The organism is Cupriavidus pampae (genome assembly GCF_914271485.1).
GTDB classification, from domain to species: Bacteria; Pseudomonadota; Gammaproteobacteria; order Burkholderiales; family Burkholderiaceae; genus Cupriavidus; species Cupriavidus pampae.
In genome coordinates this window covers 439,175-462,804 of sequence record NZ_CAJZAG010000002.1, presented here as the reverse complement: position 1 = coordinate 462,804, position 23,630 = coordinate 439,175, and the positions used below count along the sequence as shown (strand labels likewise).

The 23,630-nt window shown below is 64.1% G+C and carries 23 protein-coding genes; 11 read left to right on the top strand and 12 right to left on the bottom strand.

What is annotated here, in order from left to right:
• The first annotated feature begins 11 nt into the window (after nt 1–11).
• Nucleotides 12–437: a hypothetical protein gene (locus LDO41_RS06370; RefSeq protein WP_223983378.1), complete on the top strand. Its 426-nt coding sequence runs from the start codon at nt 12–14 to the stop codon at nt 435–437.
• Here LDO41_RS06370 and LDO41_RS06365 read toward each other — a convergent pair.
• The 10 genes from LDO41_RS06365 to LDO41_RS06320 form a co-directional block, all read right to left on the bottom strand.
• Entirely contained in the window at nt 430–825 is a 396-nt protein-coding gene (locus tag LDO41_RS06365; RefSeq protein ID WP_223983376.1) for a PaaI family thioesterase, read from the bottom strand. The genes LDO41_RS06370 and LDO41_RS06365 overlap by 8 nt on opposite strands.
• Nucleotides 826–876: 51 nt before the next feature.
• Nucleotides 877–1,989, bottom strand: a complete 1,113-nt coding sequence (locus LDO41_RS06360; RefSeq protein WP_223983374.1) for a protein-glutamate methylesterase/protein-glutamine glutaminase — start codon at nt 1,987–1,989, stop codon at nt 877–879.
• A complete protein-coding gene (locus LDO41_RS06355) occupies nt 1,986–2,792 on the bottom strand; it encodes a CheR family methyltransferase (RefSeq protein WP_223983372.1) in 807 nt (268 codons plus the stop codon). The genes LDO41_RS06360 and LDO41_RS06355 overlap by 4 nt, the downstream gene beginning before the upstream one ends.
• Nucleotides 2,793–2,802: 10 nt before the next feature.
• Complete coding sequence (locus tag LDO41_RS06350; RefSeq protein WP_223983369.1) at nt 2,803–3,312, bottom strand: chemotaxis protein CheW; 510 nt, start codon at nt 3,310–3,312, stop codon at nt 2,803–2,805.
• A gap of 17 nt (nt 3,313–3,329) precedes the next feature.
• Nucleotides 3,330–4,961, bottom strand: a complete 1,632-nt coding sequence (locus LDO41_RS06345; protein ID WP_377741448.1) for a methyl-accepting chemotaxis protein — start codon at nt 4,959–4,961, stop codon at nt 3,330–3,332.
• A 68-nt stretch (nt 4,962–5,029) separates the two neighbouring features.
• Nucleotides 5,030–7,042 carry a chemotaxis protein CheA gene (locus LDO41_RS06340; protein WP_223983363.1) on the bottom strand — a complete coding sequence of 671 codons (2,013 nt, stop codon included), beginning with the start codon at nt 7,040–7,042 and terminating at the stop codon, nt 5,030–5,032.
• Nucleotides 7,039–7,311 (bottom strand): STAS domain-containing protein, encoded by a 273-nt coding sequence (locus LDO41_RS06335; RefSeq protein ID WP_223983360.1) that lies wholly within the window; start codon nt 7,309–7,311, stop codon nt 7,039–7,041. The genes LDO41_RS06340 and LDO41_RS06335 overlap by 4 nt, the downstream gene beginning before the upstream one ends.
• A gap of 8 nt (nt 7,312–7,319) precedes the next feature.
• Nucleotides 7,320–7,688 (bottom strand): response regulator, encoded by a 369-nt coding sequence (locus LDO41_RS06330; RefSeq protein WP_223983358.1) that lies wholly within the window; start codon nt 7,686–7,688, stop codon nt 7,320–7,322.
• A 13-nt stretch (nt 7,689–7,701) separates the two neighbouring features.
• Complete coding sequence (locus LDO41_RS06325; protein WP_223983356.1) at nt 7,702–8,889, bottom strand: methyl-accepting chemotaxis protein; 1,188 nt, start codon at nt 8,887–8,889, stop codon at nt 7,702–7,704.
• A gap of 152 nt (nt 8,890–9,041) precedes the next feature.
• On the bottom strand, nt 9,042–9,644 hold the full coding sequence (locus LDO41_RS06320) for a helix-turn-helix domain-containing protein (protein WP_223983354.1): 603 nt from the start codon (nt 9,642–9,644) through the stop codon (nt 9,042–9,044).
• Nucleotides 9,645–9,804: 160 nt separating this feature from the next.
• Here LDO41_RS06320 and LDO41_RS06315 point away from each other — a divergent pair, with 160 nt between their 5' ends.
• The 3 genes from LDO41_RS06315 to gcvA all read left to right on the top strand — a co-directional run bounded on the left by LDO41_RS06315 (nt 9,805) and on the right by gcvA (nt 12,618).
• Complete coding sequence (locus LDO41_RS06315) at nt 9,805–10,818, top strand: Bug family tripartite tricarboxylate transporter substrate binding protein (RefSeq protein ID WP_223983352.1); 1,014 nt, start codon at nt 9,805–9,807, stop codon at nt 10,816–10,818.
• Nucleotides 10,819–10,869: 51 nt separating this feature from the next.
• Complete coding sequence (locus LDO41_RS06310) at nt 10,870–11,643, top strand: aldolase (protein WP_223983350.1); 774 nt, start codon at nt 10,870–10,872, stop codon at nt 11,641–11,643.
• An 81-nt stretch (nt 11,644–11,724) separates the two neighbouring features.
• Nucleotides 11,725–12,618 (top strand): transcriptional regulator GcvA, encoded by an 894-nt coding sequence (gcvA, locus tag LDO41_RS06305; protein ID WP_223983349.1) that lies wholly within the window; start codon nt 11,725–11,727, stop codon nt 12,616–12,618.
• Nucleotides 12,619–12,630: 12 nt separating this feature from the next.
• Here gcvA and LDO41_RS06300 read toward each other — a convergent pair whose 3' ends face one another.
• Nucleotides 12,631–13,785: an acyl-CoA dehydrogenase family protein gene (locus LDO41_RS06300; protein WP_223983347.1), complete on the bottom strand. Its 1,155-nt coding sequence runs from the start codon at nt 13,783–13,785 to the stop codon at nt 12,631–12,633.
• Nucleotides 13,786–14,027: 242 nt separating this feature from the next.
• Here LDO41_RS06300 and gudD point away from each other — a divergent pair, with 242 nt between their 5' ends.
• From gudD to LDO41_RS06285, 3 genes are all read left to right on the top strand, one after another.
• On the top strand, nt 14,028–15,374 hold the full coding sequence (gudD, locus tag LDO41_RS06295) for a glucarate dehydratase (protein ID WP_223983345.1): 1,347 nt from the start codon (nt 14,028–14,030) through the stop codon (nt 15,372–15,374).
• 55 nt (nt 15,375–15,429) lie between these two features.
• Nucleotides 15,430–16,449 carry a Bug family tripartite tricarboxylate transporter substrate binding protein gene (locus LDO41_RS06290; protein WP_223983342.1) on the top strand — a complete coding sequence of 340 codons (1,020 nt, stop codon included), beginning with the start codon at nt 15,430–15,432 and terminating at the stop codon, nt 16,447–16,449.
• A gap of 214 nt (nt 16,450–16,663) precedes the next feature.
• A complete protein-coding gene (locus LDO41_RS06285) occupies nt 16,664–17,701 on the top strand; it encodes a LacI family DNA-binding transcriptional regulator (RefSeq protein ID WP_223983340.1) in 1,038 nt (345 codons plus the stop codon).
• Nucleotides 17,702–17,724: 23 nt separating this feature from the next.
• Here the strand turns inward: LDO41_RS06285 and LDO41_RS06280 are convergent, their stop codons facing one another.
• Nucleotides 17,725–18,486, bottom strand: a complete 762-nt coding sequence (locus tag LDO41_RS06280) for an SDR family NAD(P)-dependent oxidoreductase (protein WP_223983338.1) — start codon at nt 18,484–18,486, stop codon at nt 17,725–17,727.
• 121 nt (nt 18,487–18,607) lie between these two features.
• Between LDO41_RS06280 and LDO41_RS06275 the strand changes: the two genes are divergently transcribed.
• The 4 genes from LDO41_RS06275 (at nt 18,608) to glgX (ending at nt 23,553) form a co-directional block, all read left to right on the top strand.
• Entirely contained in the window at nt 18,608–19,510 is a 903-nt protein-coding gene (locus LDO41_RS06275; protein ID WP_223983336.1) for an AraC family transcriptional regulator, read from the top strand.
• Nucleotides 19,511–19,589: 79 nt separating this feature from the next.
• The gene (locus tag LDO41_RS06270; protein WP_223983334.1) at nt 19,590–20,702 is read left to right on the top strand and encodes a mechanosensitive ion channel family protein; all 1,113 of its coding nucleotides are present in this window, start codon (nt 19,590–19,592) and stop codon (nt 20,700–20,702) included.
• Nucleotides 20,669–21,238, top strand: a complete 570-nt coding sequence (locus LDO41_RS06265) for a lipocalin family protein (RefSeq protein ID WP_377741299.1) — start codon at nt 20,669–20,671, stop codon at nt 21,236–21,238. The genes LDO41_RS06270 and LDO41_RS06265 overlap by 34 nt, the downstream gene beginning before the upstream one ends.
• Before the next feature lie 146 nt (nt 21,239–21,384).
• Nucleotides 21,385–23,553: a glycogen debranching protein GlgX gene (glgX, locus tag LDO41_RS06260; RefSeq protein ID WP_223983325.1), complete on the top strand. Its 2,169-nt coding sequence runs from the start codon at nt 21,385–21,387 to the stop codon at nt 23,551–23,553.
• Nucleotides 23,554–23,630: the final 77 nt, after the last annotated feature.

The window sequence follows — 23,630 nt, the reverse complement described above, 5'->3', positions numbered from 1 at the left end:
TAATAAACGATATGAAAATAAAAACACCATCCGTGTTAACAAACGATCGTTACGCATTGGCGCAGGTCGCGTTGTACATTTTCGCGCTCGTTCTTGGAGTGACGTCCGGTTTTCAGGCTGTCGGAGCATTTTCTGCCTCCGGAGTAAAAATTCCAGAAGGTGGCAATCGCATCCTGCTATTCGCTGTCCCTGCGGTACAGAACGCGTTTTGGACGATAGGCTTAATGTATCTATCGTCCAAGCTTTCCAGCGACAACACCGGTGTAGCATGGCGCATCTGTGTTGGCGTGATGATTCTGCAAATCATCGTCGGCCTGCTGGTACTTATCGCCCGGGTCGATCTCATTTCTATCGTGACGCTCGCGCTGGCAGCCTTCGGCTTGGGGTCGCTGTGGGTCGGCAGAGAAGTAGGCGGGGAGGTTGGCGAGATTAGCTAGTCGCCTCCCGTGAGCGCTTGAACGTGCCCTGTGCCGTGGCGATGGGATCGCCGTTCTCGGCGAGCAGTTCGGCGGACGAGAAATAGATGCTGCGGCCCGCGCGCGTCACGTGGGCCACCGCACGGACGCGGCCGGTGTTGACGCGGCCGAGGTAGCTGATGGTCAGCATCAGCGTTACCGCGTTGCCCATCTTGCCGTCCTCGCCTTGCAGGCCCGCGTACCCGCACGCGGCGTCGAGCAGCGTGGCGCTCACGCCGCCCTGTAGCGAGCCCTGGCGATTGAGGTGGCGGGGTTCGATATCGAGTACGAGCGTACAGGCGCCATGGCTTACCTCGGTCAGGCGAATGCCGAGGTCGTCGAGCAGGGGATTGTCGGTAGCGTAGGTCACGGAAGATTCAGCGTTGCAATGGCCAAAAACGTCATTCTGACGCAAACCATGTCAAGCCGTACCAATCTCTTTGGCAATCACGCTGAGCGGCACCGTGCGATCGACGCCGCCGCGCTTGATGGCCTCGCGCGGCATGCCGAACACCACGCAGCTGTCTTCATCCTGCGCCACCGTGCGCGCGCCCGCGTTGCGCATTTCCAGCAGGCCCGCCGCGCCGTCGTCACCCATACCCGTCATGATGATGCCCAGCGCATTGGCGCCCGCGCACTTGGCCACCGAGCGGAACAGCACGTCCACCGACGGCCGGTGACGATTGACCAGCGGGCCATCGACGACTTCAACGAAGTATTGCGCGCCGCTGCGACGCAGCAGCAGATGACGCCCACCGGGTGCGATCAGCGCGCGCCCCGGCACCACGCGATCGTTGGTCTGTGCTTCCTTGACGCTGATGGCCGACAGCGTATCGAGGCGCGCGGCAAACGCCGCCGTGAATTTCTCGGGCATATGCTGCACGATCACGATGCCGGGCGAGACGCGCGGCAGCGCCGTCAGCACCTGCTCGAGCGCCTGCGTGCCACCGGTGGACGTGCCAATCGCGACCACGCGTTCGGTGGTCTGTGCCATCGCGCGGGTCGCTCCCGGAGGCAGGCCAGCGGACAGAATGACGTCCGCCGAATGCTTCGCCGTGGGTACCGCCGGTGCAACCGCACCCGGGCGCGGCACCAGTCGGCGCACATTGGCGCGCGCGGCAGCACGCACAGTTGCGACCAGTTCGTCGGCTGCCTCCTGCAGGAATTGCTTTAGCCCGAGCTTCGGTTTGGTGACGATCGACACCGCCCCGGCGGCCATCGCCTCCATCGTGGTCTTGGCACCTTTCTCGGTCAGCGTGGAGCAGATCACCACCGGCGTCGGACGCTCGGCCATGATCTTGCGCAGGAAGGTAATGCCATCCATGCGTGGCATTTCCACATCCAGCACGATCACGTCGGGCCATTGCACGCGCATGCGCTCCATCGCGAGCAGGGGATCGGCCACCGCGTGCGGCACCTCGATACCAGGCGCGGCGGTCAGCAGGCCCACCAGCACCTGCCGCACCACGGCGGAATCGTCGACGACCAACACGCGGATCGGCGCGGCGGCCTTCCCACGAACGTTCGCCGTCATTGCGGCTTGCGGTAGACCGACGGCGCGATCTGCTCGACCGCGTCGCTGACATCGTTGAGCGTCTCGGAATGGCCAATGCAGAAGTAACCGCCCGGACGCAACTGAGAGAGTACCCGCGCCACGACCTGACGCTTGGTGCTGCCATTGAAGTAGATCATCACGTTGCGCAGGAACACCATGTCGAACGTCCCCAGCTCGGGCAGGCGATCATTGAGGTTGGCGTGCGTGAAGTGGACCTTTGCCCGCACGCTGCGGTCGACTAGCATGGTGCCTTCGTGCTCGCCCTGACCCTTGAGGCAGAAGCGCTTGAGGTACGTGGCGGGAATCAACCGGGCACGGGCATCGGGGTAGTGGCCCGTGCGCGCCCGCGCGAGCATGCGCATGCTGATATCGGTGCCGGTCACCTCGAACGGGCGGCCGGTCATGCAGTCGCTGAGCACCATCGCCATGCTGTAGGGCTCCTCGCCGCTGGAGCAGGCTGCGCTCCACACGCGAAACGGACGTGTGCCCTCATGCGCGGCGGCCACCTCTCGCAGTAGATCGAAATGCTTGGGCTCGCGGAAGAAGTAGGTTTCGTTGGTGGTCAGCAGGTCCACCGCCACCTGCACTTCCTTCAGGTCGCGGCGGCTGCGCAGCAGGTCGAAGTACGCCGAATAGCTCTCCAGCTGCCGTGCATGCACGCGTTTGGCCAGTCGGCCACACACCAGCGCTTTCTTCGCGGGGGAGAGCGTAATGCCGGCCGCCTCGAAGATAAAGCGCTGGAAGTTGCCGAAATCCTGATCGGAAAGCGTGAATTGTTGCATGACGCGTTTTTTAGGCGGCTTCCAGCGGCAACTGCGCCAGCGAGGCCATGTCTTCCAGCGACAGCACGCGCTCGAGGCTCAGCAGAATCACGAACTTGCCCTTGACCTTGCCCATGCCCTCGATGAAATCCGTGCGGATGCGCGCGCCGAACGACGGCGTGGGCTCGATATCGGTCGGGCCGATATCGACCACCTCATTCACTGCGTCCACCACCACGCCCACCACCTGATACTCGTCACCGGCAGGCACCTCGACGATGACGATGCAGGTACGCTTGCCCACCGGACTCGACGGCTGGCCGAAGCGCGCCTGCAGATCCATCACCGGCACCACCGCGCCGCGCAGGTTGATCACGCCGCGCACGGTCGGCGGCATCATCGGCACCACGGTCGGCGAGCCGTACTCGATGATCTCCTTGATCGCCAGAATGCCGATCGCGAACATCTCGCCGCCGAGCTGAAAGGTCAGATACTGGGTGGTCTCGGTCAGACCACCGGTTGATGTCAGGACACTGCTCATCGCTGCGCTCCGGTCGCTCAGTAGCGCGCGAATGACGATTCGTCGATCAGATCGCCGTCCGCCATTGCGAGGTCCAGCGACGGCGTGGCCTTGCGCGCGGCAGGTCGCGCCGGCTTGCGTGCCGTGCTGCGGGCGCGGCGTGCATCGGCCATGCCCGAGATGCGGAAGAAGCTGATGGTGTTACGCAGTTGCTCGGCCTGACCGCTCATCTCTTCGGCCGTGGCGGCGAGTTCTTCCGAGCTCGACGCGTTCTGCTGCGTGGTCTGGCTCAGTTGCGTCATCGCGGCATTGATCTGGCTCACGCCCGACGATTGCTCTTCGGATGCGGCGGTAATCTCCTGCACGAGGTCCGACGTCTTGCGAATGTTCGGCACCATCTCGTCGAGCAGCTTGCCCGCGCGCTCCGCCAGTTCCACGCTGGAGCCGGCCACATCGCCGATCTCCTGCGCGGCCACCTGGCTGCGTTCCGCGAGCTTGCGCACTTCGGCGGCTACTACAGCGAAGCCCTTGCCATGTTCGCCCGCCCGTGCGGCCTCGATCGCCGCGTTCAGCGCGAGCAGGTTGGTCTGATAGGCGATGTCGTCGATGATGCCGATCTTCTGCGCAATCTGCTTCATCGCCGAAACCGTGGCGCGTACCGCTTCGCCACCTTCGGACGCCTCGGTCGCGGCCTTGGTCGCGATGCTGTCCGTGACCTTCGAGTTCTCGGTGTTCTGGGAGATCGATGCGGTCATCTGCTCGACGGACGCACTCGTTTCCTCGACGCCCGAAGCCTGCTCGCTCGAAGCCTGGCTCAGCGACTGCGCGGTGGCGCTGACTTCCTCCGAAGCGCCGGCCAGCGCTTCCGCGCCGCCATTCACCTCGCTGACGATATGCGACAGCTTGCTGACCATGTTCTTCATCGCGGCCAGCACGCTGGTGTTGTCGCCGGCGCGGGTCTGGATGTCGAGCGTGAGGTCGCCGTTTGCCACGCTGTTGGCAATCTCGCCCACGTAGGCCGGCTCACCGCCGAGCTGGCGTACCAGCGAGCGCGTAATCACGAATGCCATGCCCAGCGCGAGCACCGTGCAGCCGATCAGCGTGCCGATGACCCAGGCGCGCGCTGAGGCGAACACCTGCGCGGCTTCGCGCGCGGCGCCATCGGCACCGTTGACGTTGAGCTCGGCCAGCTTGTCGGAGGTGGTACGGAACGCGTTGTAGCGCTTGAGTGAGGTCCCGTCGAGCAGGGCCTTGGCTTCCTCGTTCTTGTTCTGCGTGCCGAGCGTCATGATCTTGTCGTGCTCGCCGATAAAGCCATCCAGATCCGCCTTGGCCTGGTCGTAGAGCTGTTTCTCTTCCGGCGAGGCCAGCAGCTTGCCGTACTCGTCCCACGTCTTGCGCATCGAGGCGATGCGGTCGGCGGCTTCGGCGGTGGCTTCGCGAATTTCATTCTGATCCTGCGCAAGGATCGTACGCAGTTCCAGCACGCGTACACGGTGCAGATTGCCGCGCGTCAGCAGCACGTCCTTCACGCTGGGCATCCAGTTGGTGGCGATATCCACGGTGGAGGCGTTCACGGTGGAAAGCTGCACGATGGAATAGATGCCGAGCCCTATCATCAGGGCGAGCACGATGACGAACGAGCCGAACAGCTTCGTCGCGAGTTTCATGTTGGTGAACACGATCTTTCCTTGTAGGTATCGATGCGAAAGAGACTTTGTAAATCCGGGGCAGGGCGTCAGGCCGGTGCGGCAAGCAGGGCGCGGGCGGCATGGGCGGCGTGGGCGTCATCGCTGCCGTCCTGCGCCAGCGTGGCGAGTGCGGGGACGTCGAGAATCAGCGCCACATCGCCGCTACCGAGAATGCTGGAACCACTTATGCCCTGCAGATGCGCGAACATGCGTGCGAGAGGCTTGATCACGGTCTGCGCTTCGCCGAGCAGGCGGTCGACAATGATTCCGAAGCCCTGTCCCGCGTGCCGCACCACTACCACGCTCTGGCGTGCGGAGGCGGGCGCGGGAATATCGAACAGCGTGCGTAAGCGAACGAACGGCAGCACCTGACCGCGCAACTCCATGAAGTCATGCCCGGTATCCTCGCGGAACTCGACGCATTCCTCGATGGCTTCGAGCGGCAGCACGAACACGGAGCTACCCACCGAGACCTGGAAGCCGTTGATGATGGCCAGGGTCAGTGGCAGCCGCACGGATACTGTCGTGCCCACGCCGGCTTCGCTGTCGATTGACACGGTGCCACGCAACGCGGTGATATTGCGTTTGACCACGTCCATGCCGACGCCGCGGCCGGACAGGTTGGTGATCTGCTCGGCGGTGGAGAAACCAGGCTCGAAGATCAGCGCGTAGATGTCCTGATCGCTGAGCATCTTGCCCGCTTCGACCAGGCCGCGATCGATGGCCTTTGCCAGAATTTTCTCGCGCGACAGGCCACCACCGTCGTCGCCGACCTCGATCACGATACTGCCCGAGTCGTGGTAGGCGTTCAGGCGTACGGTGCCACGCGCGGACTTGCCGCGGGCCGCGCGCACATCGGCTGGCTCGATGCCGTGATCCATGCTGTTGCGCACGAGGTGCGTGAGCGGATCGCCGATCTTCTCGACCACGGTCTTGTCGAGTTCGGTATCCTCGCCGCTGATCTCGAGCACGATATCCTTGCCGATCTCGCGCGACACGTCATGTACCACGCGCTGGAAGCGGCTGAAAGTAGCGCCGATCTTGACCATGCGCAGTTGCAACGCGTTGTCGCGTACTTCCTGCACCAGTCCCGCGAGCGTCGAATGCGCTTCGTGCAGCGCGGAGCTATGCAGCGCGCGGCCGGCCTGCATCGCCGTGGCGGAGGCAGTGATCAGCTCGCCGACCAGATCGACCAGCCGGTCGAGCTTGTCCGCGTCAACGCGCACTGACTGGCGTTCGCTGGCGCGGTTGTCCCGGGTCGGGCGTTCAGCGTTGGCCGGGTCCGCCAGTACTGGTGTGACTGCAACCTGCGGTATGGCCTCGCCCTCGGCCTCGCCCTCGGCCTCGGGCATGGCCTCGATGGTGACATCGCAGTCGTCCATCACGAACTCGAACGCGCCTTCGATGGCCGCGCGGCCGGCGTCGCTGATGAGCTGGATCTCGAATGCGAGATAGCACGACTCGGCATCCAGCTCCGCAAGTGGCGGCACCGCGTCGGTCAGCGTGTCGATCGACACGATCGTGCCGAGCTTGCCGAGGTAGCGCACGAACGACAGCGGGTCCATGCCATTGCGCAGGACGTCGGCACCGAACCGCAGCGCGATGCGCCATTGTTCCGTGCCGGTATCGATGCCATCCGATGGCAGGGCTTCGGCGACGATCTCCGGCGCGTCGAGGTAACCATGCAGCTGCGCCAGCAGTGGCTGCGCCGCGGCATCCAGCTCGGCAGTCGCCTCGGTGCGTCCCTCGGCCGCTTCGCTGACCAGTTGCGCGATATGGTCGCCGCACGCGAGCAGCAGCGACACCACTGCCTCATCGATCGGCAACGCGCCTTCGCGCACGCGATCAAGGACGCTCTCCGCGACGTGCGCGAAGTTGACGATAAAGTCGAGGCCGAACAGACCGGCCGAGCCCTTGATCGTATGCGCGGCGCGGAAGATCTCGTTGATCGAATCGGCAGGGTCGGTTTCGTGCGTCACGCGCAGCAGCGCCGATTCCATATCCTCGAGCAGCTCGCGGCTCTCGACGATAAATGCCTGGAGGGCCTGATCCATGTTCATGCGGGCAGCTCCAGTTCGGCACAGAGATTAAACAGGTCAAGCACCTCGCGCACGGCGGCGCTGGGGTCGACCAGCGCGAACGCCACGCCCTGCGCCTGGGCCGCGCGCCGCGCGGCGATCAGCAGTTGCACGCCGGCGCTATCGACCTCGCTGACCTGCGCGAGGTCGATCTCCATCGATGTGGGGGCCACGGGCAATGCGGCAAGCAGTTCTTCACGGAGTTCCGCTGCGCGATAAATCGTCAGTTCGCCGTCGAGGGCGAGGCGCATGACATCGCTCATGGCAGCACGAGCTTCTCGACCGCCGCCAGCAGGGTAGGCGGCTGGAACGGCTTGACCACCCACGCCTTGGCCCCGGCCAGCTGGCCTTCGCGCTTCTTCTCTTCCTGGCTTTCGGTGGTCAGCATGATCACCGGCGTGAAGCGATACGCGGGCAGTGCCTTCACCGCCTTGAGGAACGTGATGCCATCCATGTTCGGCATGTTCACGTCGCTGATGATCAGATGCACCTTCTGGCCGGTGAGTTTGCTCAGTGCGTCGCGGCCATCGCTGGCCTCGATCACGGTGTAACCGGCGCCTTTCAGTGCGATCCCCACCACCAGGCGAACCGAGGAAGAGTCGTCAACGATCAGGATGGTCTTTGCCATGGTGTGTGGTCCTTCAGAAGAAAGTAATGTCGTCTTGCTGGGTGGCCGCTGCTATGGCGGGCTGGGCCGCCTTGGCAGGCGCGGACGCGCCGGCGGAGGACTGCGTGCCGTGATGGACCGCGCGCTCGCTGGCCATCGCGTACGTGGCCTCGAGCTCGCGCAGCAGGCCATCGGCGCGCAGCGGCGCGGCGGCACCGCGCTCGCGTTCCGCCACGTGCTCCTGCACCACGGCGGGCGCGCGGTCGATGTTGTCGCGCACGTGGCTCAGGATCTGGCTTACGCGATCCTGGAACTGCAGCTGCACGAGCGCTTCATTGACTTCCACCTGGATGCCGCGGCTTTCGTCGCGCAGCATCTCGGCCGATTGCGCGAGCGTGTGGGTCAGCCCGTCGAAGCGACTGAGCACCTCCTGAATGCGCTGCTCGGAGTCCGTCATCACGTGGTCCTCCTGCGTGCGGGAGGCATCGGCGGCCTTGCGTGTTTCCTCGATCGCGGCATTGATCAAAGAGATCTTGCTGGCAATCTGCCGGCCGGTATCGCCCGACATGCGCGACAGCGCGCGCACTTCCTGCGCCACCTGACTGAAGCCACGTCCGAGTTCGCCGGCATGCGCGGCCTCGATGGTCGCGTTGATGGCGAGAAGATTGGTCTGATGCGCGATGCGCGAGACGCCGTCGGCCATGTCCTGCAGTTCGCCAATAAAGGTCTGCAGGTCCTGAATTTTGGTGAGCATGTGCGCCTTGCCGGCCATCGCGTCGCGCAGGGACTCGACCACGCCCTGCAATTGCTGCTGGCTGGCGGCATAGACCGCATGCGCGGCGCCGTCGGCGCTGCCGCCTTGCTCGCCCGATTGCTGCAGGGTCTGGCCCAGACGCGTGACGATGCCCGCGAATCGCGCGCTCAGCGCGGTAATCGCATCTTCCATCTGACTGCGGGAGGATTCGATATGGGCGGCCCACACGGGCGACAGCGTGGCACTGAAATCGTGCATGCCGTTAAGCAACTCACGCTGCGCGGCGATGGTGTTGGCCTGTTCGCGTCGCGCGTGCCAGGTGGCCGCGCCACCGATGGCGAGCAATGGCACTGCACCGATGATGCCGGCGACATTGCCGCCGGATGCGCCCACTGCGACGAGCGCACCGAGTACGCCGAATGCAGCGGGAAAATGGACGGGCTGAAACAGCCTGGCGGTATTGATCATCTGAATCTCGAAAGCAAAGCGCCGGCGAAAAACGAAGGCTTCGCACGGTTGCTTCTCTTAACGACCGCGAGATTCGATACTTAAATACTCACTTCAGACTGATTGGGTCACACGTATTGCTTAAGGCGTAATGCCTGAGTCGAGCAATGGCGTTACTGACTGGTCTTCTTTCGGTCGCCAACCACGACCAGTGCCTGTGCCTGCTTCTTGCCGATCGAGCGCGAACGATGCGGGATCGATGCATTGAAGTACAGCGAATCGCCGGCCTTCATGCGCACGGTGCGATGCTCGAACAGGACCTCCATCTCGCCCTGCACGACAAAGATCAACTCTTCGCCCGCGTGGCTCGCGAGCGGTTGCTCCTCGTTGATCGTGAACGGCGGACTCATGATGAACGGCATCATGGTCTTGTCGGCGCGCGCGGTGGCGATGGCCTCGTAGAGATAGCCGTTGCGTTCGAGCGAGGGACTGAACGGCACGCGATCCGCAGGCGTGACGTGAAGGATTTCATTTGCGCGATCGGGCTTGGCGATCAATTGATCGACGGTCACGCCGAGGGCCTCGGCGAGCTTGAGCACCGTCGCGATGGTTGGCGACGACAGGCCGCGTTCGAGCTTGGAGAGATAGCTCTTGGTCAGCGAGGCCCGCGTGGCGAGCTCTTCGAGCGTGAGACCGTTGAGCTTGCGGAGTTCGGCCAGCCGCTCGGCGAGATTGGCCGCGCTGGCGTCGGCGCTGGATTCTTGCTTGCTTGTCATCGGTGCTGGAGGGCATGTGTGCATGCCCGCCTTCGGTGCGGCAAAGCGTGCATTGTAAGGTTCGCGCACCAACTCGGCAACTCGGTTGCCTTTAGGAAACTATGGTGTCATGATAGACACGACTGTTTCCAAGGTTGTTTATCCCAGAAGGAGAAATCGAGTGCGCCCCCACCGTTCCTGTCTTCATGCCATTGCACGCGCGCTGGTTCGCCCGGCCGCGCTGGCATGCACCGCGCTCACGCTAAGTGGCGCAGCCGCCGCACAATCGTCGTCACCAGCGGCGTATCCCGATCGTCCAATCACGCTCGTGGTGCCGTTCGGCGCCGGCGGCATTACCGACCTGGTAGCGCGCGCCACTGGCAAGGCGCTGTCCGAGCAGCTGGGCCAGCCGATCGTCGTCGAGAACCGGCCCGGCGCCGGTGGCAATATCGCCGCCGACTACGTCAAGCGGGCCAAGGCGGACGGCTACACGCTGTTGTTCGCGACCGTAGGCGTGCTGGCCGTCAATCCGCACACCGACGTCAAGGTCAACTTCAACAGCGCCAAGGACTTCACGTACGTGTCGTTGGTCGGGTCCACACCGCACGTGCTGGTGGTCGGTCCGAACGTCGCGGTCAAGACGCTGCCGGACCTTATCAAACTGGCGAAGTCCAAGCCGGACAGCCTTAGCGTGGGAACCGCTGGCGTGGGTAGCTCTCCGTACCAGGGTATGAAGATCCTGGAGGACGCCTCGAAGGTGCAGTTCCTGCACGTGCCGTTCAAGAGCGGCTCGGAGTCGGTCACCAACGTCGCCTCGGGCCAGGTCGATCTGACTTTCGAGGCGTCGCCGCAGGTCATGCCGTTCGTGACTTCGGGCAAACTGCGTGCGCTGGCCGTTGCCAATCCGCAGCGGCTCACGACCGCGCCGGACGTGCCGTCCACTGCCGAGCTCGGCTATCCGAACATCGTGTCCGGCTCGGTTGCCGGCGTGGTGGGCCCGGCCGGCATCGACGCAAAGATCGTCAACAAGCTCAATGCCGCGATCGTCAGCGCGGTGGCCGATGCGAAGTTCAAGGCCGTGCTGGTGGCACAGGGCACAGAGCCGGCTGCGTCGACCCCGGAAGAGTTTCGCAAGATGATCGGCACGGAAGACCGCCGCTGGTCCGCGCTGCTCAAGGCCGACGTTAAAAACTAGAATCCATTACCTTCACTCTTCAGCACAATCCCAAAGCACAAGGAATCAGACATGGCCGATACCATGCAACTCAGCAAGAGCGAAATCGTCGCCGGCGAGCTCAAGAAAATGCAGAGCGAACTACGCGCGGAAAAGCTGCCGCTGCGCGAAGCCGTCGCGGAGACCTGCCGCATCCTGTTCGCGTTCGGTCACGACTCGGGCCTCTCGGGGCAGATCACGGCGCGCGCGGAGCAGCCCGGCACGTACTGGACGCAGCGACTCGGTCTGGGCTTCGATGAGATCAAGTCGGACAACCTGCTGCTGGTCAACGAGGATCTCGAAGTGCTCGAGGGCAAGGGCATGCCGAACCCCGCCAATCGCTTTCACTCGTGGCTGTATCGCGCGCGTCCGGACCTCAACTGCATCGTGCATTCGCACGCGCCGCATGCGTCGGCGCTGGCGATGCTCGAAGTGCCGCTGGTGATCTCGCATATGGACACCTGCGTGCTGTATGACCAGGTGGCGTTTCTCGAGAAGTGGCCCGGCATTCCGGTCGGCAACGAAGAGGGCGAGATTATCTCGGGCGCGCTCGGCGACAAGAAGGCGATCCTGCTGTCTCACCATGGGTTGCTGGTGGGCGGCGCCTCGGTCGAGGAAGCGTGCGTGCTTGGCGTGATGTTCGAGCGCGCGGCGCGTCTGCACCTGCTGGCCATGGCCGCGGGTGAGATCAAGCCCATTCCGCCGGAGCTTGGCCGCGAGGCGCAGCGTTGGGTCAGCACGCAGAAGCGGTTCGAGGCAACGTTCGCGTATTACTCGCGCCGCGCCGGACGCGAACTGGCGATCTAGCGAGCGAGCGCGCGGGTGCGCGGGTGCGTGCGTCGGGCGGAGATATAATCAAAAGTCATTCCTCCTCCGCCTGACGACAACATGGCACGGCGTATTCCCCCGCTAAACCCGCTGCGGGTCTTCGAAGTCGTGGCGCGCACGCAGAACCTGACACTCGCCGCGCAGGAACTCCACGTATCGCAGTCGGCCGTGAGCCGGCAGATCGCCACGCTCGAGTCGTACCTCGGCGTGGAGCTGTTTCGGCGCGAGCGCCATGGCGTCACGCTCACGCGCGTGGGGCAGGGATATGCGGCGGAGATCGTGCCGGCGTTCGATGCGGTGGCCAATGCCACCGCACGGCTGCTGCGCAGCACGTCGCAGGGCGCGTTGCGCGTGCGCACGTACACGACGTTCGCGGCCAAATGGCTGATTCCTCGGCTGCCCGACTTCCAGCGGCAATATCCCAGCATCGAGGTACGCATCGACAATGCCACGCCCGATGTCGATTTCGATCGTGACCCGGCAGACGTGGCCATCCAGTTCGGCGACGGACGCTGGCCGCGCCTTGTGGCCGATCATCTATTCGATGACGAGATCGAGCCGGTCTGCACGCCGGCCTATCTGGCCGAGCATCGTGGCAAGCGCAACAAGCTGGAGCCGCTGTTGCAGCATCGCCTGCTGGTGTCGCATTACCGCCGCCTCGACTGGGACGACTGGCTCGCGTTCGCCGGCATGGCGGAGGTGGGGCAGGGCACCGAGCGCATGAGCTTCAGCAGCTCGGTGCTGACGTGGCAGGCGGCGCTCGATGGGCTTGGTATTGCCATCGGTCAGACCGCCATGTTGCGGAGCGAGCTAGACGCCGGCCGTCTGGTGCGGCCGTTTGCGCAGCCGCTGCGCCGCGAAAGGGCGTATTACCTTGTACGCCCACGCGTGCAGCGCGAGGCTAAAAAGGTATCGGCCTTCCGCGACTGGTTGCTGGAGACCGTGGCGCGCTAGTCGGTTATTACGTCAACCTTTCGGCGCGCGTTGCGAGAACGTACGTTCGAACACGCCTTCGGCGATGCGGTTCTTGAGCACTTCGATCGAACCGCCCGCAATCATCCAGCCACGCGTACGGCGCAGGCAATATTCGACGATCGATTCCTGGCTGTAGCCCATGCCACCCATCACCTGCAGCGATTCGTTGGCGACTTCCCAGCCGGCCTGATTGCAGGCGAGCTTGGCCATCGCTGTGCTATGCGCGGAGGGCAGGCCGTGCTCGCCTTCCATCGCCGCGCGATACAGCAGCAGCTGTGCCGACTCGAGCTTGAGCGCCATCTCGGCGAACTTCCACTGAATGCCCTGAAATTCGCACAGCTCGCGGCCGAACTGCTTGCGGATCTTGGCGTGTTCGCGCGCAATATTGAAGCAATGGCGGCCCAGCGCGAGCGAGCGCGACGAATTGCCGAGACGCTCGACGTTGAAGCCCGAGATCTGGCGCTTGAAGCCGCCTTCGCCGAGCAGCAGATTGTTGACCGGAATGCGGCAGTCCTCGAAATACAGCTGGCACCATTCCTCGCCGCTCATGAACTTCGACGGCGCGCCGATCTGGAAGCCGGGCGCGCCACGCTCGACCAGCACCGAACCGATGCCGCCAACGCCCGGGCCAAAGCGCACGTACACCAGAAACAGCTCGGCCTCCGGGCTATGCGTCGAGAAGATCTTGCTGCCGTTGATCACGTAATGATCGCCGTCGAGTCGCGCGGAGGTCTTGAGTTCCGTCACGGCGGAACCGGCCTCCGGCTCGGTCATGCCGAGCGCGATCAGCTTGCGCCCAGCAAGCAGGTCCGGCAGAAAGCGCTGCTTCTGCTCGGGCGTCGCGTACTCGACGAACGTGCGGATCGGACCGAAGTTGCCGGCCTGCACGATGTCGGCGCTCTTCGGGCATACCAATGCCACTTCCTGGATGGCGATGACCGCGTGCATCAGCGTGCCACCCTGGCCGCCATCCTCTTCGGCGAACGCGATGCCGAGCAGACCTTGCTCCGCGAGCATGCGCGCGGCATCCCACGGGTAGTTTGCCGAATGCGCGCGTTCGAGCGCGCCGGCCGCCAGCTTGTCCTGCGCGAAGCGTCGCACCGACTCCGCAAACGCCTGATGCTCTTCGCTGAGTTCGAAATTCATGGATGGTCTCTTTGATCCCGTTGCAATGGAAGCAGGATCGCCGATCGCACGCGCATTGTGAACTTCGGGTTTAGGCTTCAGATATGAGTATTTGTCATGACAGCGCGTGCCGGTCCTGCGCCGTGCGAGGGGAGCGTCGCACGGGAAAACCCTAGGCCCCATCCGCGTGCATTCCGCCCCCGACGTGCTAGTATTCGAACCGCAATGTTATCGTTAAACTAAGCTTATACCGGAGAGTTTCAGTGCAGCAAGCGACCTCGAATTCAGCCACTCCTGTCGTCACCGAACTGACCGTCGTACCGGTTGCGGGCCAGGACAGCATGCTGATGAATCTTTCCGGCGCGCATGGCCCGTACTTCACGCGCAATGTGGTGATCCTCAAGGACAGTGCCGGCAATATCGGCGTGGGCGAAGTGCCCGGTGGCGAAGGCATCCGCCAGACGCTCGAGGATGCCCGTCCGCTGGTGGTCGGCCAGCCGATCGGCCAATATCAGGCCATCCAGAACAAGGTGCGCGAGACCTTCGCGAGCCGCGATGCCGGCGGCCGCGGCCTGCAGACCTTCGATCTGCGCATCACGATTCATGCCGTGACGGCACTCGAGGCCGCGCTGCTCGATCTGCTCGGCAAGCACCTGCAGGTGCCAGTGGCCGCGCTGCTCGGCGAGGGCCAGCAACGCGATGCGGTGGAAATGCTCGGTTACCTGTTCTACGTGGGCGACCGCCGCCGTACGCCGCTCGACTATCGCACCGAACCCGAAGGCGACAACGCCTGGTTCCGCGTGCGTAACGAGGAAGCCATGACGCCAGAAGGCGTGGTGCGTCTGGCCGAGGCCGCGTACGAACGCTATGGCTTCAACGATTTCAAGCTCAAGGGTGGTGTGTTCAGCGGCGATCAGGAGATGGAAGCGATCATCGCGCTGGCCGAACGTTTCCCCAAGGCGCGTATCACACTCGATCCGAACGGCGCGTGGGCGCTGGACGAGGCCGTGCGCCTGTGCCGTGACAAGCATGGTGTGCTGGCCTATGCGGAAGACCCGTGCGGCGCCGAGGGTGGCTATTCGGGCCGCGAGATCATGGCCGAGTTCCGCCAGGCCACTGGCCTGCCGACCGCGACCAATATGATCGCCACCGACTGGCGCCAGATGGGGCACGCGATGCGCCTGCATTCGGTGGACATTCCGCTGGCCGACCCGCACTTCTGGACCATGCAGGGTTCGGTACGCGTGGCGCAGATGTGTTCCGAATGGGGTCTGACCTGGGGCTCGCATTCGAACAACCACTTCGATATTTCGCTCGCGATGTTCACGCACGTGGCTGCGGCCGCGCCGGGTCGTGTGACCGCCATCGACACGCATTGGATCTGGCAGGATGGCCAGCGCCTGACGCGCGAGCCGCTCAAGATCGAAGGTGGCCTGGTGCAGGTGCCGAAGACTCCGGGGCTGGGTGTGGAACTCGATATGGACGCACTGGCTCGCGCCAATGAGCTGTACCAGCAGAAGGGTCTGGGCGCGCGCGATGACGCGCTTACGATGCAATATCTGATTCCCAACTGGAAGTTCAACAACAAGGCGCCTTGCATGGTGCGCTAAGGCCAAGGCGAGAAGCCGGCCCAAAGAATTCAGGTCAATCCAGGAGACACACAAAATGAAAGATTCCCGCCCCTCGATGCGCGTGGCAGGGTTGCTGCGCCGCTGCGCGATGATTGCCGTCGGTGTGGCCGCGAGCGCCGCCGTTGGCACGGCCGTTGCTGCCACCGGTACCACCAACTGGCCGACCAAGGCCGTCTCGGTGGTGGTGCCGTTCCCGGCTGGCGGTTCCACCGACACCATCGCGCGCATGCTGGCGCAACCGCTCAACGAGAAGCTCGGGCAACCGTTCGTGGTGGATAACCGTCCGGGCGCCACGGGTGCAATCGGTGCGACGTTCGTCAAGCGCGCACCGGCCGACGGCTACACGATGATGGTCGCGTCGATCGGCGTGTATGCGGTCAATCCGTTCCTGCAGAAGAACCTGGCTTACGATCCGGCCAAGGATTTCGATCTGCTGACGGTGGCGGTGCGTGCGCCGAACGTGCTGGTGGCGAATCCGAACTTCCCGGTCAAGTCGCTGGCGGAGCTCGTGGCGTATATGAAGAAGAATCCGGGCAAGGTGACGTTTGCCAATTCGGGCGCCGGTTCGTCGGACCATCTGACCGCGGCGCTGTTCTGGCAGAAGAGCGGCGCGCAGGGTCTGCACGTGCCGTACAAGGGCGGCGCGCCGGCGATTTCGGATCTGCTCGCGGGACAGGTGGATGTGTCGTTCCAGAACGTCAACGCGGTGCTGCAGCATATCCGCTCGGGCAAGCTCAAGGCGCTGGCCGTGACGTCGGAGAAGCGCTCGGCGGTCTTGCCGGACGTGCCGACCATGGCCGAAGGTGGCGTGAAGGACGTGGAGGTGTACTCGTGGCAAGCGGCTGCAGCACCGAAGGGCCTGCCGGCCGACGTGAAGACGCGCCTGCACGGCGCGATCGTGAGCGCGCTCAAGGATGAAGGCATGCAGAAGAAGCTCAGCGAACAGGGCTTCGAAGTGGTAGCCAACACGCCGGAACAGTTCGTCCAGTTCGAGCAGCAGGAGCTGAAGCGCTGGAAGGAAGTGATCGAGAAGGGCGGCATCACGATGGAGTAAATGCGTTGGTCAGGCGATGCTGCCCGCGGTTTGCTCTGCTACCTCGGCGGTCGAGGCTGGGCTGATCGCGCATCCACGCCACCGATGGTTTGCTCCCCTCTCCCTCAGGGAGAGGGGTTGGGGGAGAGGGTGAAATTGAATTACCTATTGTTTTCTCCCCTCTCCCTCGGGGAGAGGGGCCGGGGGAGAGGGCAACACTCCATTACAATGCCGCATGTCCCGAACTCGCCCGAATCCGCTCCCCGTCCAGACCCAATCGCCGCACATCCGCGTCACGCTTAAAGACGTAGCAAGCGTAGCGGGCGTGTCGGCGATGACGGTCTCGCGCGTGCTCAACGCGCCGGACAGCATCCCCGCGGGCACCGTGGCCAAGGTCCGCGCGGCGATTGCCAGCACGGGCTATGTGCCCAACAGCGCGGCGCAGGCACTGCGTTCCAGCAAAAGCCGCCTGATCGCGGCCGTGCTCCCCACGCTGACAGGTCCCATCTTTCTCGACACCATCGGCGCGCTTACCGCCGGGCTGGCGAAACGCGGCTATCAATTGATGGTCGGCCAGAGCGGCTATAGCGCAACCGGCGAAGACCAATTGATCACCGATATCATCTCGCGCCGTCCCGATGGCATCGTGCTGACAGGCGTGGTGCACACCGATGAAGGCCGCCGCAGACTGCTGGCCTCCGGCATTCCGATCGTCGAAACCTGGGACCTGACGGCCGATCCACTCGACGTGCTCGTGGGCTTCTCGCACGAGGCGGTCGGCCGCGAAGTCAGTCGCTTCCTCGTAGGCAAGGGCCGCAAGAAGCTGGCACTGATCGGCGCCGACGACGTCCGTTCCAAGCGCCGCTGGGCCTCGTTCGCCAAATCCGCCCGCGCGCTCGGCCTGAGCGCGCCGGTCGCGCGTTTCGTCACCGCGCCAGCAATGCTTGGCGATGGCCGTCAGACGCTGCGTGCGCTGCTGGCCGAACACCCCGATGTCGACGCCATCTTCTGCAGCTCCGACGCGCTCGCACTGGGCGTGCTGATCGAAGCGCGCGCACAAGGTATCGATGTGCCCGGCCAGCTCGCCGTGGTCGGCTTCGGCGACCTCAATTTCTCCGCCCAACTGGACCCCGCACTGACGACAGTGCGCATCGACGGTCCACGCATCGGCGAACTCGCAGCCCACTGCATCGTCAGCCGCGCGCTCGGCCAACCGCTCGAAGAGCGCATCATCGACGTCGGCTTCACGATCGTCGAACGCGCGAGCACCTGAACTCCGCCGGTACCGGTGCAGGCTCAGATGCCCTGGCCGCCCGACACCTCGATACGTTGCGCATTGACCCAGCGATTGCTCTCCGACAGCAGGCTCGCAATCATCGGGCCGATATCGTCAGGCACGCCCGCCCGGCCAAGCGCGGTCATATCCGCGAACAGCTTGTTGACCCCCGGGTTGTCGCGCACCGCGCCGCCGCCAAAGTCGGTCTCGATGGCGCCCGGCGCCACCGTATTTACCGCGATGCCGCGCGCACCGAGCTCCTTCGCCATATAGACCGACAACACCTCCACCGCGGCCTTGACCGCCGCGTAAGCGGCGTAGCCGGGAAACGACACGCGCGTCAGGCCCGTCGACAGGTTGACGACCCGTCCGCCATCCGCAATCAGCGGCAGCAGCGCCTGCGTCAGGAAATAGACGCCCTTGAAGTGCACGTTGACGAGGCTGTCGAACTGCGCCTCGGTGGTATCGGCGATCAACGCGTATTCGCCGTGGCCCGCGTTGTTGACGAGGTGATCGAACGTGTCGCGTTGCCACGTTTCGCGCAGCGCGGCGCGCAGCTGTTCGGCGAAAGGGGCGAAGCCGGCGATGTTGCCGGTGTCGAGTTGCAGCGCGCGCGCCTTGCGGCCCATCGCCTCGATCTGAGCGACCACGGCGTCAGCTTCCGCCGCGCTACGTTGATAGGTCACGATCACGTCGCCGCCGCTGCGGGCGATGGCCAGCGCGGTGTTGCGGCCGAGGCCGCGGCTGGCACCGGTGACGATGGCGATCTTGGATTGGGTCATGACTGGCTCCTGTTGTTTCGGTTGGTTGGTGCACCGAATTATTGAAGTTCCCAGTTCGATAGCCTTAGTCAATTCCTCGGTGTTACTTGCCTGATTCTCCGAATCGGATACGATTCCCTCCATGACCGACACCCTGCTCGATGCCGTCCGCCGTTACGCGGACACGTACGCCGATGCCGATGGCCTCGCGCGCACGCCCGTGCCCGGGCTGACCACCATCCGTTCCACCTCGCCAAGTGGCTTGCTTTATGCGATCGCGCGGCCGTTGGTGTGCCTGGTGCTTCAGGGCACCAAGCAGGTCACCATGGGCTCGCAGACATTGACGTTCGGGCCCGGCGACTCGCTGCTGATCACGGCCGATGTGCCGACCGTCAGTCAGGTCACCGCCGCGAGCGCGGCACGGCCCTATCTGTCGCTGGTGCTAGACCTCGATCCAGCCGTGATCGCGGACCTCAGCATGCAGATGCAAACCGCCTCGGTGCCCGATGGCGGCGCCGTACGCTTCGAGCCGACCGATGGCGAAGTCGCGGACGCCGCGCTGCGGTTGATGCGCTTGCTCGAACGGCCGGAGGCAGTGCCGGTGCTGCACGCGCAGCGGGTGCGCGAACTCCACTACTGGCTCCTCGAAGGCCGTCACGGTGCCGCGATTCGTCGCCTGGGGTGGCCCGAAGGCAATGCGCGGCGCGTGGCGCGCGCGGTGGCGGTACTGCGCGAGGCATTCGCCCAGCCCTTGCCGATGGAGCAACTGGCCAGCGTCGCGGGCATGAGCCCGTCCTCGTTCTATCAGCACTTTCGCGCGGTCACGTCGCTGTCACCGCTGCAGTTTCAAAAGCAGCTGCGCCTGATCGAGGCACGGCGGCTGATGCTGGCCGATGGCATGACCGCCAGCGATGCCGCATTCGCGGTCGGCTACGAGAGCGTGCCGCAATTCACGCGCGAATATCGCCGCATGTTCGGCTTGCCGCCGGCGAAGGATGCCGAGGGTATGCGCGGCGCCATGGCCGTGGCGGGCGCAACGCCTTAACGAGAGCGGCGAACTTCCGCTTCATCCATCTGTCCGTTAAGTGGAGGCTGGCGTACTTGCCGGCACCGGGACCGACTCAATGAACCTAGACATCCTGATCAATCATCCGTGGTTCAACACCTGGGCCGTGGCCGTCATCGCGGTGGTGCTTGCACTGATCGTCCACAAGCTCGGCGGGCTGATACTGCTGCGCGTTGCGCGCCATTCGCATCTGCTGAGCGCCATCCTCACCAAGATCCGCACTCCGGCCAAGTTCGTACTGCCGCTGCTGGCGCTGCAGACAGTCTGGCAGGGCGCACCCGACGAGCTGCGCTGGATCGACAACGTACGCCACGTCAACGGGCTGCTGATGATCGCGGCCACCACATGGCTGCTGGTGCGGATTATCGCGGGTTTCGCGCAGGGCATTCTCGACAGGCATCCGCTCGATGTCGCCGACAACGTGGCCGCGCGGCGCATCCATACGCAGACGCGCGTGCTGTCGCGCACCGCGATGACACTGGTGACGGTGATGGGCGCGGCGATGCTGCTGATGACCTTCCCGGGCGCACGGCAGGTCGGCGCGAGCCTGCTGGCTTCGGCCGGCGTGGTCGGCCTGATCGCCGGTTTCGCGGCCAAGCCGGTGTTCAGCAACATGATCGCGGGGCTGCAACTGGCGCTGACCCAGCCGATCCGGCTCGATGACGTACTGATCATCGAGGGCGAATGGGGCAGGGTGGAAGAGATTACCGGTACTTATGTCGTGCTCAAGATCTGGGACGAGCGTCGGCTGATCATTCCGCTGCAATACTTTATCGAGAAGCCGTTTCAGAACTGGACCCGCAACAATTCGGCCCTGATGGGGTCGGTGTTCTTCTACGTCGATTACGGCATGCCGCTGGCGCCGCTGCGTAAGGAACTCGAGCGCATCGTCCACGCCGCGCCCGAGTGGGATCAGCGCTTCTTCAACCTCGTCGTGTCCGACACCACCGACCGCACGATGCAGTTGCGCGTGCTGTGTACCGCGGCGTCGTCGGGGCTGGCATGGGACCTGCGTTGCGTGGTGCGCGAAGGGCTGATCGACTTCATGCAGCGTGAGTATCCGCAGTTTCTGCCACGGCTGCGCATTGAAGGCGATGGAGAACGAGAAGCCCGCACCAAGTCTGACGGAGACATGCGATGCAACGATGGACAAGGCGTATTACCGCCGTAACCGCCTTCGGCGCGGCGTTTGCAGCCACCGTACTGATGCTGCAGGCGTGTGGAGGATTTGCGGGCGGCAAGCGCGGCAATGCCGCCGTGCCGCAGCCCGCCAAGACGGTGGATCTCGAACGTTATCTCGGCAAGTGGTACGAATATGCGCGCTACGAGAACAGCTTCGAAGAGGACTGCGATTACGTGACGGCCGAATATGGCAAGCGCGACGATGGCCTGATCTCCGTCAGCAATACCTGCGGCGCGCGTGCCGATGGCGCTGGCAAGACCTCCGACGGGCGGGCGCGTGTGGTGCCCGATAGCGGCAACGCCAAGCTAAAGGTCTCGTTCTTTGGTCCGTTCTACGTCGGCGATTACTGGGTGCTGGACCATGCGGATGACTACACGTGGTCGATCGTAGGCGAACCGTCGGGCCGCTTCCTCTGGATCCTGACGCGCGCGTCGAAACCGTCCGCCACCGAGGGCGCGGCGCTGATCGACCGGGCCCGCGCGCTGGGCTATGACACGTCGATGCTGCGTATGACTGCGCAATAAGCCACCGAGCAATTTTTTCAATCGCGTCCGCAACGCGTACAAATTGCAGTGCCCGCAACGCCGCCAGCGCGTGTGAATCCGCGCGCGCCGCGCCGGCATGGCTCCTGCTTGTGGCTCCCACTCCAACGAGCCATCTATAGAAAATCATGAGCGATCGCCGCATCAGCGAAGGGCACCCATTTCCCCTGGGTGCAACGTGGGACGGAAGCGGCGTCAACTTCGCGTTATTTTCCGCGCATGCCACGCGCGTGGAACTGTGCCTGTTCGACGCCGAAGGCAAGACGCAGGTCGAGTGCATCGATCTGCCCGAGTACACCGACGAGATCTGGCACGTGCGCGTAGATGGCCTCGCGCCCGGCGCGGTGTACGGCTATCGCGTGCATGGGCCCTATGAACCCGAGAATGGGCACCGCTTCAACCCCAACAAGCTGCTGCTCGACCCGTATGCCAAGTCCTATATCGGGCAACTGCAATGGGACCATGCGGTGTTCGGCTACACGATTGGTGCCGAAGGGGAAGACCTGACGTTCGACACCCGCGACAGTGCGCCGTTCATGCCGAAATGCGTGGTGGTGGACCAGAGCTTTGGATGGAGCCATCCGCTGGCCGCGCGCGTGTCGTGGGACCGCAGCATCATTTACGAGACGCATGTGCGCGGCTACACGATGCGGCATCCGGAGGTGCCGGAGTCGCTGCGCGGCACGTTCGATGGCCTGGGCCAGCGTGCGGTCATCGACTATATCCGCAGCCTCGGCGTGACCTCGGTGGAGTTGTTGCCGATTCACGCGTTTCCCAACGATAGCCACCTGCTGGACAAGGGCCTCACGAACTTCTGGGGCTACAACACGATCGGCTTCTTTGCCGCGGACCCGCGCTTCTTCGCGCGCAAGGCCGGCGAGCTCGCCGAGCTCAAGCAGATGATCGACAACTACCACGAGGCGGGCCTCGAGGTGATTCTGGACGTGGTGTACAACCACACCGCCGAAGGCAATGAGCGTGGCGCCACGCTGTCCTTCCGCGGCATCGACAACGCCTCGTACTATCGGCTGATGCCCGACGAGCGTCGCTATTACATCAACGACACTGGCACCGGCAATACACTCAACCTGTCGCATCCGCGCGTGCTGCAGATGGTGACGGACAGCCTGCGCTACTGGGTGACGGAGATGCAGGTGGATGGTTTCCGCTTCGACCTTGCGACGATTCTCGCGCGTGAACCAAATGGCTTCGACTACGACAGCGGCTTCCTGAAGGCATGTAGCCAGGATCCGATCCTGTCGAGCGTGAAGCTGATCGCGGAACCGTGGGATTGCGGCCCCGGTGGCTATCAGGTCGGTAACTTCCCGCCGGGGTGGGCCGAGTGGAACGACAGGTACCGCGATACCGTGCGCAAGTTCTGGAAGGGCGACGAAGGCGTGGTACCGGAACTGGCCGCGCGCATCACGGGTTCGGGGGACCTGTTCGACCACCGCGGCCGCCGGCCGTGGGCGAGCGTGAACTTTCTGACCGCGCACGACGGTTTTACGCTGAACGATCTGGTCTCGTACAACGACAAGCACAACGAGGCGAATGGCGAGGACAATCGCGACGGGCATTCGGACAACCTGTCGTGGAACTGCGGCGCGGAAGGGCCGACCGACGATACCGAGATCATCGCCCTGCGCGAACGGCAGAAGCGCAACCTGCTGGCCACATTGCTCTTATCGCAAGGTACGCCGATGCTGTGCGCGGGCGACGAGTTCGGCCGCACGCAGCAGGGCAACAACAACGCGTACTGCCAGGACAACGAGATCAGCTGGGTGAATTGGGAGGGGGGGGACGAGGGCCGCGCGCTCACCGCATTCACGCAGAACCTCATCACGCTGAGGCAGGCGTTGCCGGTGCTGCGCCGCACGCGTTTTCTCAATGGCAACCTCGACGAGGCGACGCAGGTGGCCGATGTGCGCTGGATCGACGCCGGTGGCAATGATCTGACCGACGAACAATGGGGCGATACGGCGATGCGCTGCTTCGGCCTGGTGCTGGATGGCCGCGCACGCGCCACCGGCATCCGCCGGGCAGCCTCGGACGCCACCGTGCTGATCGTGTTCAATGCACACCACGACGTGGTGGACTTCCGCCTGCCGGACATCCCGGGCACCGACCGCTGGACCTGCCTGATCGACACCAATATGCCAGTGCGCGACGCGCTGCCAACGTTCACGACCGGCGACGTCTATCAGGTAACGGGCCGCTCGCTGCTGGTGTTCTCACTGGAGGCCAGCGGCTCGACGCAGCGTGTGTTCGAGCGGCTGGAGCGAGAGCTCAAGAGTTGATGTTGAATTAAGGATTCGTTGATTTAATTACTGCTGCGGCAAGTCGACACTACCCAGTCCGTAAGGGGACTGGGTAG